Source organism: Listeria grayi DSM 20601 (genome assembly GCF_000148995.1).
Classification (GTDB): domain Bacteria; phylum Bacillota; class Bacilli; order Lactobacillales; family Listeriaceae; genus Listeria; species Listeria grayi.
In genome coordinates, this window is record NZ_GL538352.1 from 469,930 (window position 1) to 489,481 (window position 19,552).

General features: G+C 42.6%; 15 protein-coding genes. 13 read left to right on the forward strand and 2 right to left on the reverse strand.

Annotation, left to right across the window (positions count from 1 at the left end; all coding sequences use genetic code 11):
* Positions 1–73: 73 nt before the first annotated feature.
* Positions 74–1,795: an ABC transporter ATP-binding protein gene (locus tag HMPREF0556_RS02510; RefSeq protein ID WP_040486404.1), complete on the forward strand. Its 1,722-nt coding sequence runs from the start codon at positions 74–76 to the stop codon at positions 1,793–1,795.
* Positions 1,792–3,630, forward strand: a complete 1,839-nt coding sequence (locus HMPREF0556_RS02515) for an ABC transporter ATP-binding protein (RefSeq protein ID WP_003755179.1) — start codon at positions 1,792–1,794, stop codon at positions 3,628–3,630. Before HMPREF0556_RS02510 ends, HMPREF0556_RS02515 begins: the two co-directional genes overlap by 4 nt.
* Positions 3,631–3,670: 40 nt before the next feature.
* On the opposite strand, the gene HMPREF0556_RS02520 is transcribed toward HMPREF0556_RS02515, so the two are convergent.
* Entirely contained in the window at positions 3,671–5,014 is a 1,344-nt protein-coding gene (locus HMPREF0556_RS02520) for an Nramp family divalent metal transporter (protein ID WP_003755180.1), read from the reverse strand.
* A gap of 168 nt (positions 5,015–5,182) precedes the next feature.
* Here HMPREF0556_RS02520 and HMPREF0556_RS02525 point away from each other — a divergent pair, with 168 nt between their 5' ends.
* The 6 genes from HMPREF0556_RS02525 to HMPREF0556_RS02550 all read left to right on the forward strand — a co-directional run bounded on the left by HMPREF0556_RS02525 (position 5,183) and on the right by HMPREF0556_RS02550 (position 10,960).
* The gene (locus tag HMPREF0556_RS02525; RefSeq protein ID WP_003755183.1) at positions 5,183–6,274 is read left to right on the forward strand and encodes a nitric oxide synthase oxygenase; all 1,092 of its coding nucleotides are present in this window, start codon (positions 5,183–5,185) and stop codon (positions 6,272–6,274) included.
* Between the two features lie 80 nt (positions 6,275–6,354).
* Positions 6,355–7,065 (forward strand): DUF975 family protein, encoded by a 711-nt coding sequence (locus HMPREF0556_RS02530; RefSeq protein WP_050776978.1) that lies wholly within the window; start codon positions 6,355–6,357, stop codon positions 7,063–7,065.
* Between the two features lie 76 nt (positions 7,066–7,141).
* A complete protein-coding gene (locus HMPREF0556_RS02535; RefSeq protein WP_003755187.1) occupies positions 7,142–7,963 on the forward strand; it encodes a glucosaminidase domain-containing protein in 822 nt (273 codons plus the stop codon).
* A 230-nt stretch (positions 7,964–8,193) separates the two neighbouring features.
* Positions 8,194–9,024 carry a glycoside hydrolase family 73 protein gene (locus HMPREF0556_RS02540; RefSeq protein WP_003755190.1) on the forward strand — a complete coding sequence of 277 codons (831 nt, stop codon included), beginning with the start codon at positions 8,194–8,196 and terminating at the stop codon, positions 9,022–9,024.
* A 79-nt stretch (positions 9,025–9,103) separates the two neighbouring features.
* Positions 9,104–10,186, forward strand: coding sequence for a M42 family metallopeptidase (locus tag HMPREF0556_RS02545; protein ID WP_003755192.1), 1,083 nt, complete (start codon positions 9,104–9,106; stop codon positions 10,184–10,186).
* A 15-nt stretch (positions 10,187–10,201) separates the two neighbouring features.
* Positions 10,202–10,960 carry a TrmH family RNA methyltransferase gene (locus tag HMPREF0556_RS02550; RefSeq protein ID WP_003755194.1) on the forward strand — a complete coding sequence of 253 codons (759 nt, stop codon included), beginning with the start codon at positions 10,202–10,204 and terminating at the stop codon, positions 10,958–10,960.
* A 42-nt stretch (positions 10,961–11,002) separates the two neighbouring features.
* On the opposite strand, the gene HMPREF0556_RS02555 is transcribed toward HMPREF0556_RS02550, so the two are convergent.
* Positions 11,003–11,356, reverse strand: coding sequence for a DUF6054 family protein (locus tag HMPREF0556_RS02555; RefSeq protein ID WP_003755196.1), 354 nt, complete (start codon positions 11,354–11,356; stop codon positions 11,003–11,005).
* A gap of 129 nt (positions 11,357–11,485) precedes the next feature.
* Here HMPREF0556_RS02555 and HMPREF0556_RS02560 point away from each other — a divergent pair, with 129 nt between their 5' ends.
* From HMPREF0556_RS02560 to HMPREF0556_RS02580, 5 genes are all read left to right on the forward strand, one after another.
* A complete protein-coding gene (locus HMPREF0556_RS02560; RefSeq protein ID WP_036106392.1) occupies positions 11,486–11,818 on the forward strand; it encodes a winged helix-turn-helix transcriptional regulator in 333 nt (110 codons plus the stop codon).
* A 345-nt stretch (positions 11,819–12,163) separates the two neighbouring features.
* Positions 12,164–13,222 carry a phenylalanine--tRNA ligase subunit alpha gene (gene pheS / locus HMPREF0556_RS02565; protein WP_003755199.1) on the forward strand — a complete coding sequence of 353 codons (1,059 nt, stop codon included), beginning with the start codon at positions 12,164–12,166 and terminating at the stop codon, positions 13,220–13,222.
* Positions 13,216–15,621 (forward strand): phenylalanine--tRNA ligase subunit beta, encoded by a 2,406-nt coding sequence (pheT, locus tag HMPREF0556_RS02570; protein WP_003755200.1) that lies wholly within the window; start codon positions 13,216–13,218, stop codon positions 15,619–15,621. Before pheS ends, pheT begins: the two co-directional genes overlap by 7 nt.
* 121 nt (positions 15,622–15,742) lie before the next feature.
* Positions 15,743–16,222, forward strand: a complete 480-nt coding sequence (locus tag HMPREF0556_RS02575; protein ID WP_050776979.1) for a MarR family winged helix-turn-helix transcriptional regulator — start codon at positions 15,743–15,745, stop codon at positions 16,220–16,222.
* Positions 16,219–19,434 (forward strand): MMPL family transporter, encoded by a 3,216-nt coding sequence (locus tag HMPREF0556_RS02580; RefSeq protein WP_003755203.1) that lies wholly within the window; start codon positions 16,219–16,221, stop codon positions 19,432–19,434. Before HMPREF0556_RS02575 ends, HMPREF0556_RS02580 begins: the two co-directional genes overlap by 4 nt.
* The last annotated feature ends 118 nt before the right edge of the window (positions 19,435–19,552 follow it).

The window sequence follows — 19,552 nt, forward strand, 5'->3', positions numbered from 1 at the left end:
ATTTGCTTTTATTTTGGTGTTAAAATTAGTACTATACATATATGTAATTAAATACATAGAAAGAGGCAAAGTCATGGGCAGAATGTTTCAATTTATCAAACCATATAAGATAGCAGTCATCATGGCTGTCTTGATGAGTTTATTAGAACTATCCGTAGAATTAACACAACCGCTTATTTTATCCAGGATCATTGACCACGGCATTATCGGCAAGGATATGCGCACGATCTATGTTTGGGGCGGTATTTTAGTTGGAATGGCTGTGCTGTCATTGGCAGCAGGAGTGATCAATTCCTTTTACTCTGCACACGCCGGGCAAAATTTCGGACTTGATTTGCGGAGAGCGATGTACAAAAAGATCCAGTATGCGGATTATGCAAGTTTACAACACTTTTCATCGCCGTCGTTGTTAATAAGATTAACAGATGACGTCACACAAATCCAACAATTCTTCTTTATGGGGATGCGTTTTTTACTACGCTCGCCTTTGTTGGTTATTGGCAGTGTGATTGTTTCGCTTGTGGTAAACTTTCGATTAGCACTGGTGCTTTTATGTGCGATCCCACTAGCAATTATTCTGTTGCTGTTTTTAGTGAAGCGCGGGATCGTCACATTTGAATCGGCGCAGGCACATCAAGACGAAGTAAACCATATCATGCGTGAAAATTTGATTGGTGTAAGATTTATGAAAGCTTTTGTACGGAAAAAACAAGAAACGGGCCGCTTTGTGGAAGAAACGGGTAGATTGACGAACGTAACGGTCTATGCGATGCGTTTGATGCAGGTCATTCAACCAGTAACCTTATTTTTGATGAATATCGCCGTTATTATTGTGGCCTGGATCGGAAGCAAGCAGATCGACCTCGGTAATATGGAGCTTGGTAATACAGTCGCGATCATTAACTATGCGATGCGGATCAGCAGTTCGCTCTCCATGATGTCCTTTATGGTGATGGCTTATTCGCGCGGACAGGCTTCGGCGAAACGGATCTGGGATATGTTAGATCATATCGAAGAAGAGGAAACCGATAGCGGTGCGGAACTGTCTGCTTTTAAAGGAGATTTGGCATTTGACAACGTTTCGTTCCATTATCCGGAAATGAATCGACTGGCACTTAAAAATATTTCATTCAAAGTAGAAGAAGGTGCTACTGTTGCTGTTTTTGGAGCGACTGGTTCCGGGAAGACAAGTTTGTTCAACTTGATCCCAAGGCTCTATGAACCGAGTAAAGGGATGATCAAACTTGGCGGACAGCCGATCCAAGATTTATCACTGCAAAGTTACCGGCAGCATATTGCTTATGTGGCACAGGAAACGCTGTTATTCAGTGGGACGATCGCTGATAATATTTCTTGGGGAAGCACAGGGGCACCATTTACAGAAATCGAACAGGTGGCGAAAGATGCCCAGATTCATGATCGGATCGTCCAGCTTCCTGATGAATATGAAACGCGAGTCGGACAGCGCGGTACCAATTTGTCTGGTGGACAAAGACAGCGGATCGCGATTGCACGGGCACTGCTGACAAAGCCGGATCTGCTATTGCTCGATGATGCGACTAGTGCACTCGATGCCACGACAGAAGCAAAATTACTTCGAGTACTCCGAACTTATCCGCAGACCACGATTTTGATCACACAAAAAATCGGTTCGGCGCGCGCGGCCGATAAAATCCTCTTTTTAGATAAAGGCGCAGTTCTGGGATTTGGAACGCATGAAGAATTGATGGCAGCCGTGCCGATGTATCGTGATTTGATCCAGTCGGAAGCGCAGAAGGGGGCTGAGAACGCATGAAAGAAACACTAAAAACACCTTTTCAATATGAAAAACTAAATGTCCCCTTAGCGAAGAGCGGCAAGCGCTTGAAAACAGATAATTTAAAGGCTGGTTTCAGCAGTACGATTTTCAGAGTATGGCATTATTTGACAAATTTTCGATTGAAGTTGCTACTGGTGATCTTCATGGTCATCATCAATGTAGCTGCTACGATCTTAGGACCATTCCTGATCGGGGAGATCATTGACCATTATCTTGTTCCATTCCACGCCGAACAATTGCTGATGATGCTGTTTATCACACTATCCGTTTACTTTCTGCTATCAGCCAGTACTTGGTTTGAAAACTATTTTATGATCGATGTCGGTCAGCAGACTGTTTTTAACTTACGGGAAGAATTATTTGTTAAATTTCAAAATCTGCCAATGGCATTCTTTGAAAAACGGCAAAATGGTGATCTAATGAGTCGGATGACCAATGATATCGATAATGTCGGCCGTTCACTCAATGATTCGATTATTGAGATCTTATCCAGTTTGCTCACATTTGTCGGTATCTTATGTTTTATGCTGTATTTGAGTCCGATCCTAACGTTGATCAGTTTAGTCGTTATCCCGATCATGTACTTTGGGATGCGCTGGATCACGAAGCGTACAAGTGTTTATTTCAAAGAGCAACAGCGGGAATTAGGGAAATTGAATGGCTTTATGGAAGAAACAGTCTCCGGCCAATTGACGGTCAAAACATTTCACCGCGAGGAACAGACGTTGAAGGAATTTGACGAACAAAGCATGCGCTACCGAAATGCCGGCTTTTGGTCGCAAATCTTTTCCGGGATTATTCCAAAATTGATGAATGCTCTGACAGCATTTGGTTATGCGATCGTTGCCTTTGCTGGTGGTGCGCTAGCGCTTCAACCACACACTGGAGTAACAATCGGAATGATCGTGGTATTCCTTGAGTATGTGCGTCAGTTTATCCGACCGTTAAATGATTTGGCTAATCAATTCAATGCGTTATTGTCGGCAGTGGCTGGAGCAGAACGGGTCTTTGAGATTTTAGATGAAGAACCGGAAAAAGATGCTGCTGATGCGATCCAGGTAACATCAATCGAAGGACAAGTCGATTTTGAAGCTGTTTCATTTGGATATGATGATAATGAGATTCTGCATGAGGTTTCTTTGCATGCTAATAGCGGGGATACGCTCGCTTTAGTCGGCCCAACCGGCTCAGGGAAAACAACGATCATCAGTTTGCTTTCGCATTTTTACAAACCAGATCATGGGATTGTTAAAATCGATGGTATCGACTTACAGAAAATAACGAAAGAAAGTTATCGCCGGCAGTTGGCATTTGTTTTTCAAGAAACATTCCTGATCCGCGGTACAATTGCAGAAAATATTCGTCTCGGCAAGCCTGATGCGACGCAAGAAGAGCTAGAAGCGGCTGCAGAAATGGCGAACGCAGATAGCTTTATCGAGGAACTGCCGGATAGCTATGAAACCTATCTAGAACAGGATGGGGCGGGGATCAGTCAAGGTCAACGACAGCTTCTTTCGATCGCCCGGGCATTTTTGGCTAATCCGCGGATTTTGATCATGGATGAAGCGACTAGCAATATCGATACGGTGACGGAGATGAAAATCCAAGAAGCTATGCAGCGCTTAGCTTCCGAGCGAACTACGTTTCTCGTTGCTCACCGTTTGAACACAGTGCGTCAAGCAGATCAGATCTATGTCTTGGAAAACGGTTCGATCAAAGAGCACGGCAACCACGAGGTATTGATGGAAAAACGAGGATATTACTATGAACTGTATCAAAATTATCAGCAAAGTAATAGTATTGAAGTATAAAAAAAAGCGTGATTTGCGATAAACAAATCACGCTTTTTTGTTATGAAAATGTTGTGAAAATCAGCCAAATATTAAGTAGTGTCAAAATAACCGAGATACCCCAAGCAATCCAGTTTGTCACTTTGCTGTTGCTAAATTCCCCCATTAATTTCTTATCGCTAGTAAACATGGTGAGTGGAATGATCGAGAACGGTAGAGCGATACTTAGGAAAACTTGTGTATAAATCAATAGTTTTTCGACGACTGCTTCTGTATCTCCAAAGATGATGATACAGATGATGACGGGGATGATCGCAACGACACGTGTGATCATTCGACGTGCCCACATTGGCATCCGCATATGGATATAGCCTTCCATAATGATTTGTCCGGTCAATGTCCCGGTGATCGTTGAGTTTTGCCCGGAAGCAAGCAAGGCGACGGCGAATAGAACACTTAACGCAGGACTCGCAATCGCGCCGACAATCGAATTATCGTTCAAAGCCCGATATAGCTGACCGAGTGTATCAAGCGGTCCATCATAACCGAAGAATAAGGAAGCACCAAGGATCAATAGTAGACAGTTGATGATAAAAGCGATCGTCAATTGAATGTTGGAATCGATCGTGGCAAATTTGATTGCTTCTTTTAACGATTTTCGATCCGTCCGATCATATTTTCTTGCTTGGACAATCGAAGAATGCAGATAAAGGTTATGCGGCATGATCGTGGCACCAACGATACCAAGAGCAATCAAGAGCGCTCCTTTATTCGTGACGATCTCAGGCTTTGGAATAAAGCCACCGAAGATTTCTGATACTGCCGGACTGGAAATAATCACTTCATATAAAAAGATAACTAAAATAGTGGCGATCAGCGTCGCAACGATCGCTTCGATTTTCCGGAAACCGAATTTGGTTAATAATAAGAGCAAGAATACGTCTAAAACAGTAATAAATACACCTAACAAAAGCGGCAAATTAAAGAGTAAGTTCAATGCTACAGCACTACCAATCACTTCGGCGATATCAGTGGCCATAATAGCAAGTTCGGTAATCAGCCAGAGGGCGATCCCCCATTTTTTTCCTGCTCTGATCCGTGTGACTTGAGCAAGATCCATCCCCGTTACAATACCTAGTTTTGCGGACATCGCTTGAAGCAACATCGCAATCAGACTGGAAACTAAAATTACTGTTAAAAGCAAGTAACCAAACTGTGCGCCACCAGCAATCGATGTCACCCAGTTTCCGGGATCCATATAGCCGACTGCTATCAAGGCTCCAGGTCCAGAGTAGGCAAATAATTTTTTCCAAAAGCCGGCATTATGCGGGATGGATACAGTATTATTGATTTCAGCTAAGCTAAGCCCATTTTCTGTTTTAGTAAATAAGCGATTTTCTTTCATGGTCAAAACTCCTTTTTCAGGGAACTAAAAAAGTTTCCCTCGTGCAACTAATACCTATTTTACATAAATTTTTTCAAAATGCAAGTAAAACATTTTAACAGTCCAAACAATCTAGTGTAGAATCCAGTATATTCATAGTATACTAAAGGAATAATAGGAGGATAGGCAATGACTATATATCAAGAAGCCCAAACATTTTTAACCAGGATGTATCAAGAAAAACAATATTCAGCTGAAGCATTGAAAAACAGGCTACAGACTGTCATGCAAGAAATAGAAGCAACAGGAACATACACACATACCACTGAAGAGTTGGAGAGTGGTGCAAAAATGGCGTGGCGCAATAATAATCACTGCATTGGTCGGTTGTTTTGGAATACCCTCCAAGTAGTGGATGCGCGCGAAGCAGATACGCTAGACAGAGTGAAAGCGTATTTGTTTTCTCATTTGGAAAAAGCGACTAATAATGGAAGAATCAAACCATATATTACAATATTCAAACCAGATACAGTCAAAATCTGGAATCACCAATTGATCCGCTATGCTGGTTATCGTGCTGAAGAAGAGCAAATCGGTGATCCGCATTCCAATTCTTTCACCGAATTATGCCTGAAATTAGGCTGGCAAGCTCCGAAAACAGATTTTGATATCTTGCCACTACTTGTACAAGTCGACAGCAAGACACCGCCTAAGCTGATCGATATCCCGCAAAAACTTGTAAAAGAAGTGCCGATGACGCATCCGGATTATCCGGCATTTGATGAGCTGGGATTAAAATGGTATGCAGTACCGATCATATCCGATATGGTCTTGGAGATCGGTGGGATCATTTATCAAGCAGCGCCCTTTAACGGCTGGTACATGGAAACGGAGATCGGCGCGCGTAATTTTGCTGATGAAGATCGCTATAATCTATTACCTCAGATGGCAGATATTATGGCATTGGATAGAAAAAGAACCGATACATTATGGAAGGATCGTGCCTTAGTGGAACTGAATGTTGCCGTGCTGCATTCCTTTCACCAAGCAAAAGTACAAATCGTTGATCATCATACCGCTGCTAAACAATTTGGTACTTTTGAAGAGAAAGAATTAGCTGCCGGAAGGGAACTAACGGGCAATTGGGCCTGGCTGATCCCGCCCGTATCGCCAGCAACGACAGCGATCTTCCACCGTCGTTTTGATAATACGATCAAAAAGCCAAACTTCTTTTATCGGAAAAACGGAAAAAACGAATTAAAATGTCCGTTCCCACATTAATCATTTCTTTAAAGTATTTTTAGGATTTTTAGAAAAGATTCTTGTATAATAGAAGGAAAATGATAAAAAGGAGTTTGGAGATGAAGATTAATCAAGTAAAAAGGGATGCAAGACCATTTTTAAAGGGAAATTATCTCACATTGCTCGTCACGATGATTGTCTATATTATTTTGTCAGGAGATCAGATCTATATTCAGTTCAACGATATTTCTCTTTCCGGTCTTATAAGCGATAAAATCACAGATTTATTCGTAAGTAATCAGATATTGGGTAGTCTACTATTCTTATTCTGGATCTTTATATCGGCACCATTAAATTATGGAAAAGATGGTTATTTTTTAGAAGTAATAGAAGGGGACAAGCCGAAAATTTCGCGATTGTTTCAAAATTTCACACGCCAAACATATTTTCGCTCGTTAGGGCTTGTCTTACTAACAATACTTTATACGTTGCTATGGTCATTGCTTTTTGTTATTCCGGGAATCATCAAAGGATTTAGTTACAGCCAAGCAAATCGTATTGCCCGTGACAATCCGGAACTGACTGCGAATCAAGCTATTACCCAAAGTCGTGAAATGATGGACGGCTATAAATGGAAATTATTTGTCATGTATATCAGTTTTCTGTTATGGTATATCCCCGCTATCATACTTTCGTTTTTTGGGTTAGCTATCGCACCAACTGTGTTACCTATCCTCGCAACCATTGTTGCAGTAGCGACCGGAATTTTGATCAGACCCTATTTTGAAACAGCAAATGCAATTTTTTATACCCGCGCTAAACAGCGTTAAGCAGTATTAACAAAGGAAGTGAATCAAACTGGTACGGAAAAGAATTTCTAAAAAGCAAAGACAGAAGCGCAACTGGATGACAATTGGAATTCTCTTGTTTTTGATATTGGTTGGCGTTATTGCTTCCTTTGTTAGGCAGCAATATCTCATTATCACAGCGCCAAAACCTGATCCTGCCTATCATACGAAAGAACAAAATTTTATCAACGAATTATCCGTTCATGCGCAGGAGATCCAAGCTAAGCATAATATTTTAACAAGTGTGACACTTGCGCAGGCCATCTTGGAATCTAACTGGGGCGAGAGTGAGCTAGCAAGTAGCGCCAACAATTTGTTCGGTGTGAAGAGCACGACTAGCAAACCGCATGTCAGCATGAAGACCAAGGAGTTTGAGAAAGGAAAGTGGAAAGAGATCACCGCCAATTTCCGAAAATATCGGGATTGGGAAGAGTCGCTGGATGATCATGCCGCATTGTTCTTAAATGGGACTTCCTGGCACCGCGATAAATATCGTTCTGTCATTACTGCGAAAAATTATAAACAAGCCGCACACGCGCTGCGGGAAGCTGGCTATGCCACTGATCCAGGCTATACGGAGAAACTGATCGAGCTAGTGGAAAAGTATCATCTTGAAAAGTATGACCGGATCTCGGATAAAATCTACTATAACGCAAAAGCGGACCGGCAAGCGAAAGTGAAAGCTGGAGTTGATGAGACGATCTGGTCAAGGCCATATGGATTGAAAGGAGCACAGCCGTTAGAATCCACCAAATACTACCAGCGTGACAAATTACAGATCACACGCGAAGTGAAAACTGATAGCGGCGTCTGGGTACAATTACATCAAAAAGACAAAAATATCGGCTGGATTCAATCCAAATACCTAGAAAAGAAATAAAATACACTGACTTATTCATGAGCAAAAAGTCCTAATGTAGGCTTTTTGCTTTTTTTATTTTCAAAAAGAAACCGTTAGCAAAGGGTTTAAGCAGAAAGATTCGTTCTTCTTCGTAATATTTGTAACAATAAAGAAAAGTATATGACAGAAATATTTTGATAGAATGAAGTGGTTGTCAAACGAGAGTAGTAATTATTTCAAATCATGAAAGGAATGTGCAAACAATCATTATGCTAAAACTTGTAAAAAAGCATATTGTTATTCTAGGGATCAGCTTATCCATTACGATGGTAGCCTGTCCAGTTGTTTCAGAGGCACGAACAACTGCAGAAAACAATAAGCAGGAAAGTTTCATAAATGAGATTGCGCCTTACGCCAAAAAAGTTCAGCATGAACATCATATTTTATCAAGCATCATCATCTCACAAGCAATCTTAGAATCTAACTGGGGCACAAGCAAACTTGCAAAACAAGGAAAAAATCTCTTTGGAATCAAAGGTGCTTTCAAGGGGAATGCCATTTATCTGCCTACCAAAGAATTTCGAAAAGGGAATTGGATCGCGACTAATGCTTCTTTTTGTGTTTATCCGAGCTGGTATGAATCACTAAGCAGTCATGGCGAACTTCTTGGAAAAGGTCCAAGCTGGAACCGCAATCTCTATAAAGGCTTGGTAAACGAAACAAATTACAAAAAAGCCGCAGCTATCATCGGCAAATCCGCTTATTCATCTGATCCGGATTACACAGAAAAATTAATTTCGCTAATTGAGAAATTTAAGTTGCAACAATACGATAATGATCTTGTCGCAGAAAAACAAAGCCGCAAAAATCTTGTCGACTTTGCTGGGATCTTTCCGAGAAAATCTATGTTGACCACGGTGCAGTCAGATACTCAATTTGCACAAGCTGCAAAATTAGGATTGACGATCAGTAGTCCACTGCGTTTTGAACGGAACTCTGTCGGACGCACGCAAGTGACATACAAAGTCACGCATCCATTCCAATCGAGCGCGAATTTATTAGTCGAGGCTTCCATTACAAATGGGATGATTTTACGCTGATAAAAGCATGAAAGTTCGTCTTCGCTCTAAAAACTGGTATAATAAACGAAACAATAGGTTTTTAGGGAGGAATAAGTAAATGGATGAACAATTAAAAATGTTGAAAGCATTGACAGATGCGAAAGGTATCCCGGGCAACGAGCGCGAAGTTCGAGAAGTTTTTCGCAGCTACATAGAACCAGTAAGCGATACATTTGAACTAGATGGACTAGGCAGTGCGATCGCTGCAAAAGTCGGCGATGCAGAAGGGCCGAAAGTCATGATCGCGGGTCATTTGGATGAAGTCGGTTTTATGGTCACACGAATCGATGATAAAGGCTTTATTCGTTTTCAAACAGTAGGCGGCTGGGTGTCACAAGTGATGCTGGCTCAAAAAGTAACGATCGTTACCCGCTCCGGTGAAGAAATCGTTGGGGTGATCGGTTCGAAGCCACCACACGTTATTTCTGCCGCAGAACGGCAAAAGGCATTCCCGATCAAAGACATGTTTATTGATGTCGGCGCCGTGGATAAAGAAGAAGTAGAAGGTTTCGGGATCAGACCGGGCGACATGATCGTGCCTAGCTTTGATTTCACCGTTATGAAAAATGAAAAATTCTTGTTGGCGAAAGCATGGGACAACCGTATTGGTCTAGCGATCGCGATCGAAGTGTTGAAAAACCTGCAAAAAGAAAAACATCCTAACACAGTCTACGGAGTGGGAACTGTGCAAGAAGAAGTCGGGACACGCGGGGCGCGAACATCGGCTCATTTCATCCAGCCAGACATCGGTTTTGGTGTAGACGTTGGGATCGCTGGTGATACTCCAGGCGTTACCCCAACAGAAGCTACAAGCAAAATGGGGAAAGGCCCGCAGATCATTTTGTATGATGCCACTATGGTAGCGCATGCTGGACTTAGAAATTTTGTTACCGATGTTGCAGATGAATTGGGGATCCCCTATCAATTTGAAGCGATCCCAATGGGCGGAACAGATTCAGGTCCGATCCATTTGACTGGTGATGGTGTGCCATCATTATCGATCACGATTGCAACTCGTTATATCCATTCGCACAGCTCGATGCTTCACCGCGATGATTTTGAAAATGCAGTAAAACTGATTACGGAAGTAGTGAAACGCTTAGATAAAGAAACAGTGAGTGCCATTCGCTTCGGTAAATAAAGGAGAACACAAAAAATGGAAGTAATTACTTCATTACAAAACGTGCACGTGAAGACATGGAAAAAGCTACAAACTCGAAAAGGTCGGCAAAAATCGGGGCAATATCTGGTCGAAGGCTTTCATCTGGTGGAAGAAGCATTAGCGCAAGATGGGCTGGTAAAAGAAGTCATTTATACCAAAGACACGATATTACCATTTTCGCTGACAGAAACAGCTTTTGATGTATATGAAGTAACGCGTGAAGTCAGTCATGCGATCAGCGATACTAAAACCGACCAAGGCGTTTTCGCTGTAGTGGAAATGCTGGAACCATCGATCCTGATGTTATTCGGCAAACGCTTTTTGTTGGTAGATGCGGTTCAAGATCCGGGCAATGTCGGAACGTTGATCCGTACTGCTGATGCAGCTGGGTATGACGCCGTTGTCTTAGGCCGCGGTTCGGCAGATCTTTATAATCCGAAAGTTATTAGAAGTGCGCAAGGTAGCCACTTTCATATTCCTGTTATCCAAGCGAATCTGTTAGAATGGATCGGTGGTCTGGAAGAAGAGGGTGTCCCTGTGATCGGTGCCTTGCTGGATGAGCATGCAACGAAATTAGAAGATATCGGTCCAAAAGAGACACTGGCACTGGTAGTCGGCAATGAAGGGGCTGGAATATCAGCTCCAATCGTGGAACGGCTATCCGAGCGTGTCTACATTCCGATTTATGGGAAAAGCGAATCACTGAATGTAGCTGTTGCAGCTGGAATATTGATGTACGGTATCCGTAAATAAAAAACGAGCTCGCCTAGTCAATAAGCGAGCTCGTTTTTTCTATTAATCAGGTGACTTTTCCTTATTACTGATCAGTACAGGCTTCAGTGCATCTGTAATCGTTTTTAGATAATTTTGAGCCGCGCCCCAATCGAACTTGAAGAGCATACTTTGGGAACTGCCTGTCGAAATGGCAGTAACCTCCGTTACCCCGCTGAAATTGTGGATCGTGATGAATAAGGCGATCCGGTTACTCGTTCGAATGTAATATTGTTCGCAGGCGATCGTGGCCATTTTTTTGTCATCTCCAAAGTCGCGTAACTCCTTAAAGACAACGGAATCCATACTTTGAGAGAGACGGATCATTTGGTAGGTTTCTTCAACAGAACTCTTGACGACATATCTTCTTGTGGGCATTTTCCTCAACCTCCTTGCTTTTATTTTATGACGGAGAAAAGGATAATTCAAGCCTTTGTTTTCACTTACAAAAAATAACTAAGTTACTTTTTTATGGTTTTGTGGTATACTATTAGTGAGGTGATAAAAATGGCTGAAGCACATAAATTATGTCCAAAGTTTGAATCTGCCTTTCAGATCTTAGGCAAAAGATGGACTGGTTTGATTATCAGTGTATTGATGTCTGGACCGATGCGGTTCAAGCAAGTAGCTTCCGAGATCGAACCAATGAGTGATCGCGTTTTAGCAGAACGTTTGAAAGAACTAGAAGAACTTGGACTTGTAACACGCCAAGTATATCCGGAGACGCCTGTGCGGATCGAATATGAACTGACAGCAAAAGGTAAAGACTTGCAAAAAGTAATGCAAGAAGTACAATGCTGGGCGGATAAATGGATCGACCCAAATCAAGTTACAGCATAATTAGAGATGAGAAGCGCTTGAAAGTTTAGGGGAAATATACTATAATCAAACTTGAATACGAATAAAAACGTAGATGGAGACAAGTATCTGCGTCAGGGACCAAAGAGGGAATAGAAGCCATAGACTGGAAGCTTCTAAGGTTATCCGCGCATGAGAAAATTTCAACTCCGGAGTTGCCCGCTGGGGAATGCGATTCGGCATGAAAAGCAGGCCGGTATTGATACAATGCCGTTATGAACGATGAGAGAAGGCGATTTTTTTGCCTTTAATTGGGTGGTACCGCGAGCTAAACCTCGTCCCTTTGTGGACGAGGTTTTTTTATTTTGAAAAAAGGAGTTGTTGAGAATGCTAGAACAATTAGAAGCGATTCAAACAGAAGCGATCCAAGCGATCGAACATGCTGCTGACTTGAAACGTTTGAATGAAGTTCGGGTCGAGTATTTGGGTAAAAAAGGCCCCATCACAGACATCATGAAACAAATGGGGAAACTTTCCGCAGAAGAACGTCCGAAAATCGGGGCAGCGGCCAATATCGTCCGCAATAAAATCACAGAAGCAATAGAAGTAAAACAAAAAGAATTGGAAGAGGCAAAGTTAAATGCCCAGCTAGCGAATGAAACAATCGATGTGACCCTTCCAGGCACACAAGTGGCAGAAGGCACACCGCATTTGTTGACACAAGTAATCGAAGAAATGGAAGATATGTTTATTGGGATGGGATATTCGATCGAAGAAGGTCCAGAAGTGGAACTTGATTATTACAATTTTGAAGCGCTGAACCTCCCGAAAGAACATCCCGCACGCGATATGCAAGATAGTTTCTACATTACAGAAAATACATTATTGCGTACTCAAACATCGCCAGTTCAAGCTAGAACAATGGAAAAACATGACTTCGCCAATGGCCCGATCAAGATCATTTGTCCGGGAAAAGTTTACCGCCGCGACAATGACGACGCGACCCATTCCCATCAATTCACGCAAATCGAAGGATTGGTAGTAGGCGAGAACATTACCTTCGCAGATTTGAAAGGAACGCTTACGGTACTTGCAAAACGAATGTTTGGCTCTGAACGCGAGATCCGTTTACGCCCATCTTTCTTCCCATTCACAGAACCATCCGTGGAAATGGATATTTCTTGTTTCAAATGCGGCGGCGCGGGCTGTCGTGTTTGTAAGGGCACAGGCTGGATCGAGATCTTAGGTGCTGGAATGGTGCATCCTCGCGTGCTGGAAATGTCCGGTATCGACTCGACCAAATACAGCGGCTTCGCATTCGGACTTGGACCAGAACGTGTAGCAATGCTGAAATATGCAGTCGATGATATTCGTCATCTTTATACGAATGATCTTCGTTTTATCAAACAATTTGCAGTGAAAGAAACGGGGGAATCAACATGTTAGTATCTTATAACTGGGTAAAAGAATATTTCCCAAACTTAGAACTTTCAGCCGCTGAACTCGGTGAAGCGATCACACGCACGGGAATCGAGATCGAAGGCGTGGAAGAACTTGGTAGTGCGATCAAAAATATCGTGGTCGGTGAAGTTATCAGCTGTGAGAAACACCCTGATGCGGAAAAATTGAATAAATGCCAAGTCGATGTTGGCGAAGAAACAGTCCAAATTATTTGCGGTGCTCCAAATGTAGCTGCTGGACAAAAAGTAGTTGTTGCCAGAGTCGGTGCACGTCTTCCGGGCGGTGTTAAGATCAAACGGGCAAAATTGCGCGGTGAAGTTTCGGAAGGAATGATCTGCTCGCTGACAGAACTTGGTTTTGAAAGCAAAGTTGTGCCGAAAGCCTATGCCGATGGTATCTTCGTGCTTCCAGAAATGGCAACAGTTGGAGAAAACGCAGTGCTATTATTGGGACTGGATGATGCGATCCTAGACATGGCGATCACGCCCAACCGCGCCGATGCGCTCAGCATGAACGGCGTTGCGAACGAGGTAGCTGCGATCGTAAACGAAAAACCACAACTGGCAGAGCAACCCGATATCAGAGAAACAGGCGATGTGGCAGATTATATTTCCGTTTCGATTCAAGATCGCGAGACAACAGATTATTATGGAATGAAAATCGTTCGGAATATCCAAATCAAAGAATCACCAATGTGGCTCCAAACTAAATTGATGAAAGCAGGCATCAGACCACTTAATAATGTAGTAGATGTTACCAATTACATCAATCTATTATATGGACAGCCATTGCATGCTTTCGACTACGACCGTCTAGGCAGCAAAGAGATCGTAGTCCGCTTGGCTACAAAAGGAGAAAAAATCCAAACATTAGATGGCGAAGAACGGAATCTTGCAGAATCGCATACAGTGATAACAAACGGTTCCGAAGCACTTGCGATCGCCGGAATCATGGGCGGCGCTTCCTCCGAAGTTACTGATGGCACCACTACGATCGCATTAGAAGGCGCGATCTTTGCCAGCAGTTTCATTGGAAAAGCTTCTCGGGAACTTGGCTTGCGCACGGAAGCAAGTATCCGTTTTGATAAAGGATCCGATGCTTGGAAAGTGGAAGAAGCATTAGCACATGGCGCTTCATTGATCGCTGAACTTGGCGATGGGGAAATGATCAGTGGCTATGCGGAAGTAGATAATCGCAAGGCATACGAAAATATCGTTACCACATCGATCTCGCGGATCAATGCGCTACTAGGTATCCAAATTTCCAAAACAGAATTGACGACGATTTTCGAGCGTCTGCAATTTGAAGCAAGTATAGGCGAAGAAGAAGTAGCCGTATACGTGCCGTCAAGAAGATGGGACATTGAACTAGAAGCAGATATTTTAGAAGAAGTAGCTCGCATCTATGGCTATGATAATATCCCTACTACGCTACCAAGCACGGCCACAGCAGGATCACTAAGCATCGAACAACAGAATCGCCGTTTAGTTCGACGCTATTTAGAAAGTGCCGGACTGAACCAAGCCCTTACCTATTCACTTATCAGCGAGAAAGACGTGAACCGCTTTGCATTGAAAGAAGCGGCCGCAGTCAAAATCGCCATGCCGATGAGCGAAGAACACAGTGAGCTTCGTACTAGTATCATCCCTGGCTTACTGCAAGCTGCTAGCTATAATGTAGCCCGCAAAAATAAAAACGTTGCTTTGTACGAAACAGGAGCTGTTTTCTACAAAAACGAGGGTGACAATCTTCCGGACGAAATCGAACACGTAGCAGGATTGATAACAGGAGAATGGCAGGTAAATGATTGGCAAAAACAAGTAAAATCTGTTGATTTCTTTGTACTGAAAGGAATCGTGGAGGGCTTACTGGCAAAACTAAATGTTAAAGAAACGATCCAATTCGAATCGATCCAAAAAGCTGAAATGCATCCGGGAAGAACGGCTCGGATCTTATTAGGCGATAAGGAGATTGGCTTTATCGGCCAAGTACATCCACATACTAGCAGCACCTATGACTTAAAAGATACGTATGTTTTTGAGCTTCGACTTGCCGACTTGCTGGCAGCTCCGAAAAACGCAGTTGTTTACCAAACGATTTCCCGCTATCCAGAAATGAGTCGTGATATCGCGATTCTTGTAGAGGAAGAAGTGACCAATCAGCAAATCGAAACCCTGATTTATGAAAATGGTGGCAAACAACTTGCTAACGTGGAAATTTTCGATATTTTCGCAGGCGAAAGCGTAGGGGCAGGCAAAAAATCAATGGCTTACTCGCTGACCTTCAGTGATAAAGAACGTACTTTGGTAGAAGAAGAAGTAACCAAAGCTGTGGAAAAAGTTACGAATGCCTTGCAAGAAGAATTGCAGGCAACGATCCGTTAATGAATTTGAAAGAATCCTTTCTATCGTAGAAAGGATTCTTTTTTTTGAAAACCTAAGCTTCCAGGGTTGCTTTTTCAGAAGGATACCGTTAAAATGTAAAATAGTTAAGGGGGTGTCCTTTTTGGGAAAGGAAAAAATCAGTCGACTGATCGAGAGTTACATGGATACTTATATTTTTGCTTTAAATAGTATTCATCAACTGATTGCAGATACTTCCATGGGAGGTTCCGATCTGTCACTCGAACAGTTTTTCACATTGCGGGAGATCGCTTCTAACGATACGATCAATGCAGGCGACATCGCCAAAAAGTTTGCGGTAACAAAAAGTGCGATCGCAACAAAGATCAAACGCTTAGAAGAAAAAAACTACATACAAAGACAGAAAAATCCGGAAGACAAGCGTGAGATCCTTTTAAAGATCACAGATTCAGGCCACGAAATTTACATCGAATACGAGCAACGGATGGAAGAATTTGTTTCTAAGTGGGTAGAAGCTCTGGGCGAAGAAGATAGTGAAGCATTTATTGCTTTATATAAAAAACTGAAAGAAAGTATCATTCAGGTTGATCAAGGAAGTAGATTCAAGGAGGAAGATAAATGAAGTGGATTATGAAATTCCGGTGGGTCATTTTGGCACTCTGGATCGCTGGTGCTGTCATATTGATGTTCACAGCTCCAAACATGGCTGATTTAGTAAGAGACAAAGGGGAAGTCAAACTTCCAGATGGTTATTCTTCCACCCTTGCAAGTGATTTGCAGAAAAAACATAACCCCGATTCTAAAGGGGAGGATTATATTGTCGTTTATCATGCCGATAAAGCATTAACAAAAGCAGATAAAGACAAAATCGAAGCGACACAATCGAAAATCGAAGACAATAAAGCAGACTATCATGTCGAGTCGGTTGTAAATAGCTTCAAACACCCAGAATTAAAAGATGAATTTTTGTCGGATGACAAGAAAACATTATTGGCAACGCTGACAGTGGATGCTGGGAATACACCTGTCAAAGAGATCAGAGATAAATTAGAGGATGCAGTTTCTGTCAAAGGGTTAAAAACCTATCTGACTGGGAATGCGCTGATCCAAGAAGATGTAGTCCAAAACTCAGAAAACGGTCTTCATAAAACAGAAGGAATCACAGTCATCTTTATTTTAGTAGTTCTTTTCCTTGTTTTCCGTTCTGTCATTGCTCCATTTATTCCATTACTTACAGTTGGGCTTACATTTGTCGTTTCCCAAAGCGTCGTTTCTTTCTTAGTAAAATATCTGGATTTCCCGATCTCGACATTTACCCAGATATTTATGGTCTGCATCCTTTTTGGTATTGGGACAGACTACTGTATCTTGCTGATGAGTAGGTTTAAAGAAAGTATCAGCAGCGGGCAAAGTGTAGAAGATGCTGTGACTGAAACGTATCGCACAGCCGGAAAAACCGTTTTATACAGCGGGATCGCTGTACTTGTGGCTTTCATGTCGCTATGGTTCGTGAAATTCGATCTTTACCGTTCAGCAGTTGCTGTTGGTGTAGGGATCGTGGTGCTCTTACTCGCACTTTATACGATCGTGCCATTCTTCATGCGGACGATCGGTCGGGCATTATTCTGGCCACTAAACAAAAATATTCAGCATAAAGAAAGCAAGGCATGGGGCGCAGCAGGATCATTTGCACTGGCAAGACCATTTATCGCACTATTGATCGTAGCAGTCATTACATTGCCACCGATCTTCTTGCATAAAGGAGCAGAATCATTCAATTCACTCGATGAATTAAGTGACAGCTCTCCAGCTAAAAAAGGATTTGAAGTCGTTTCCGACAGCTTTGGTGCAGGACAAGTATCGCCAACGCAAGTCTTGATCGAAAATGATGACAACTTAAAAACACCTGAATACATCGCTCAAATCGAAAAAATATCCGATGACCTTGCAAGTATAAAAGGCGTGGATATGGTCATGAGTGCCAGCCGTCCTGCCGGCACACGTCTAAAAGATATCTATGTCAATCAACAAGCTGATAAAGTAAACAGTGGTGTGAAAAAAGCAAATGACGGTATCGGCGACGTCAAAGACGGTTTGAAAGAAGCCGGTTCAAAATTAGAAAAATCCGGTCCGCAAATGGATCAAGCAGTATCCGGTATCGATAAACTGCAAGACGGTACGCTGTCCACCAAAGACGGCCTCGGTAAGTTGCAGGATGCCCTGAAACAAATCTCGACAGGGATCAAAGGTGGCAGTGACGGAGCCGGTCAGCTAAAAAGCGGTATCCAAACGGCAAAGGCTGAACTTGGCAAACTGCAAAGCGGCAATCAAAAAATCCTTGCTGGCTATCAAGAAGTCGCAAAGAATTTGGATAATATCAACAAACAGCTAGATCAATCTGCTAATCCAAGCGGAGATATGCAGATCGATACCTCAGCGCTTGAAAATCAATTTAAGAAAATCGGGGCTTCCCTGCAAAAAGTAGCTGCTGCTCATCCAGAACTCGCAAACGACCCTAATTTTGTTCAATTATCAAAAGATGTACAAGGTCTAAACGGAGCAGGTCAAGCTTTCCAAACACAATTGAAAACAGCGATCGGGAAACAAATGGCGCAGATCCAAGGGCAAATGAAACAGTTGAATAGCGGTTTGAAATCTTTGTCAGGGGCGATGAAAGAACTAAATGCGCAATCTGCAAAAGTAAATGCCGGACTCGGACAATTCGGCAGCGGACTTGATCAAGTTTCAAACGGCTTGGATCAGCTAGAATCTGGACTTGATAAAGCCGGCAACGGTCAAGACCAAGTTATCAGCAAGATTCCGCAGATCCAACAGGCACTAGATCAAATTGCATCCGGACAAGGAGACCTGAAAACGGGCTTTGGCAATATGAATGATCAGATCGGCCAATTATCTGGAGGATTGAAATCTGGAGCTAACGGTCTCGGTAAAATCCAAAACGGGCTCGATTCCGCAAATGGCTTGATCGATGACTGGTCGAAAGAACCATACGCGAATTCCGGAATCTACGTTCCAAACGAGATTTTCGACAATCATGATTTTAATCAGGCACTTGATCAATACATCTCGAAAGATGGCAAATTGGCAACAATCAATGTCGTGCTGACGAAAAATCCATATTCCAATGGAGCAATGGAAATGACCAGCACCATCAAAGATCGCCTAGATGCGAGTCTGCAAGGAACGAAACTAGAAAATGCTCACATTGGCATCGGCGGTATGGCAAGTAACAATCATGATACGAAAACAATGTCGACACATGACTATAATCTAGTTCTGTTGATCGTTCTTGCAGCGGTATTTGTTGTCCTTGTCATTGTACTCCGCTCACTCGTAATGCCGATCTACTTGATCGCATCCTTGGTATTAACTTACTTCGCAGCAATCGGCTTTACCGAGATCATCTTTGTTCGTCTGCTTCATTACAGCGGACTGACTTGGGCAACGCCATTCTTCGGATTTGTTGTACTAGTCGCGCTAGGAATCGATTACTCGATCTTCCTAATGATGCGCTTCAATGAATACAACGGCATGCCGATCAAAGAACGGATGCTATTATCCATGAAAAATATGGGCGGCGTCATCTTCTCCGCGGTCATTATCTTAGGTGGTACTTTCGCAGCAATGATGCCAGCAGGAGTACTTTCCCTCTTGCAAATCGCGACCGTCGTCTTAATCGGACTTGTGCTATACGCGATCCTCTTGCTACCGCTATTCGTACCTGTTATGGTTCGACTTTTCGGCAGAGCAAACTGGTGGCCGTTTATTACGAGGAAGGGCGATCATCAAGAAAATAGTCATCATCCAAAATAACCTAGCAAACCCGAGGAAATTATTCCTCGGGTTTTAGCTTGACTAGAAATGATTCGATTAGGTTTTCTCTTTTTTCTAACTGCTATTTTCGATATAATAGAAGAAACATTACGTAAAA

Coding starts and splice junctions, on each gene's coding strand:
- HMPREF0556_RS02515 (WP_003755179.1), top strand. CDS start 1,792: ATGAAAGAAACACTAAAAACACCTTTTCAATATGAAAAACTAAATGTC.
- HMPREF0556_RS02530 (WP_050776978.1), top strand. CDS start 6,355: ATGAAGATTAATCAAGTAAAAAGGGATGCAAGACCATTTTTAAAGGGA.
- HMPREF0556_RS02535 (WP_003755187.1), top strand. CDS start 7,142: ATGACAATTGGAATTCTCTTGTTTTTGATATTGGTTGGCGTTATTGCT.
- pheS (WP_003755199.1), top strand. CDS start 12,164: ATGCTAGAACAATTAGAAGCGATTCAAACAGAAGCGATCCAAGCGATC.
- HMPREF0556_RS02560 (WP_036106392.1), top strand. CDS start 11,486: ATGGCTGAAGCACATAAATTATGTCCAAAGTTTGAATCTGCCTTTCAG.
- HMPREF0556_RS02545 (WP_003755192.1), top strand. CDS start 9,104: ATGGATGAACAATTAAAAATGTTGAAAGCATTGACAGATGCGAAAGGT.
- HMPREF0556_RS02580 (WP_003755203.1), top strand. CDS start 16,219: ATGAAGTGGATTATGAAATTCCGGTGGGTCATTTTGGCACTCTGGATC.
- HMPREF0556_RS02510 (WP_040486404.1), top strand. CDS start 74: ATGGGCAGAATGTTTCAATTTATCAAACCATATAAGATAGCAGTCATC.
- HMPREF0556_RS02540 (WP_003755190.1), top strand. CDS start 8,194: ATGCTAAAACTTGTAAAAAAGCATATTGTTATTCTAGGGATCAGCTTA.
- HMPREF0556_RS02550 (WP_003755194.1), top strand. CDS start 10,202: ATGGAAGTAATTACTTCATTACAAAACGTGCACGTGAAGACATGGAAA.
- HMPREF0556_RS02555 (WP_003755196.1), bottom strand. CDS start 11,356: ATGCCCACAAGAAGATATGTCGTCAAGAGTTCTGTTGAAGAAACCTAC.
- HMPREF0556_RS02520 (WP_003755180.1), bottom strand. CDS start 5,014: ATGAAAGAAAATCGCTTATTTACTAAAACAGAAAATGGGCTTAGCTTA.
- HMPREF0556_RS02525 (WP_003755183.1), top strand. CDS start 5,183: ATGACTATATATCAAGAAGCCCAAACATTTTTAACCAGGATGTATCAA.
- pheT (WP_003755200.1), top strand. CDS start 13,216: ATGTTAGTATCTTATAACTGGGTAAAAGAATATTTCCCAAACTTAGAA.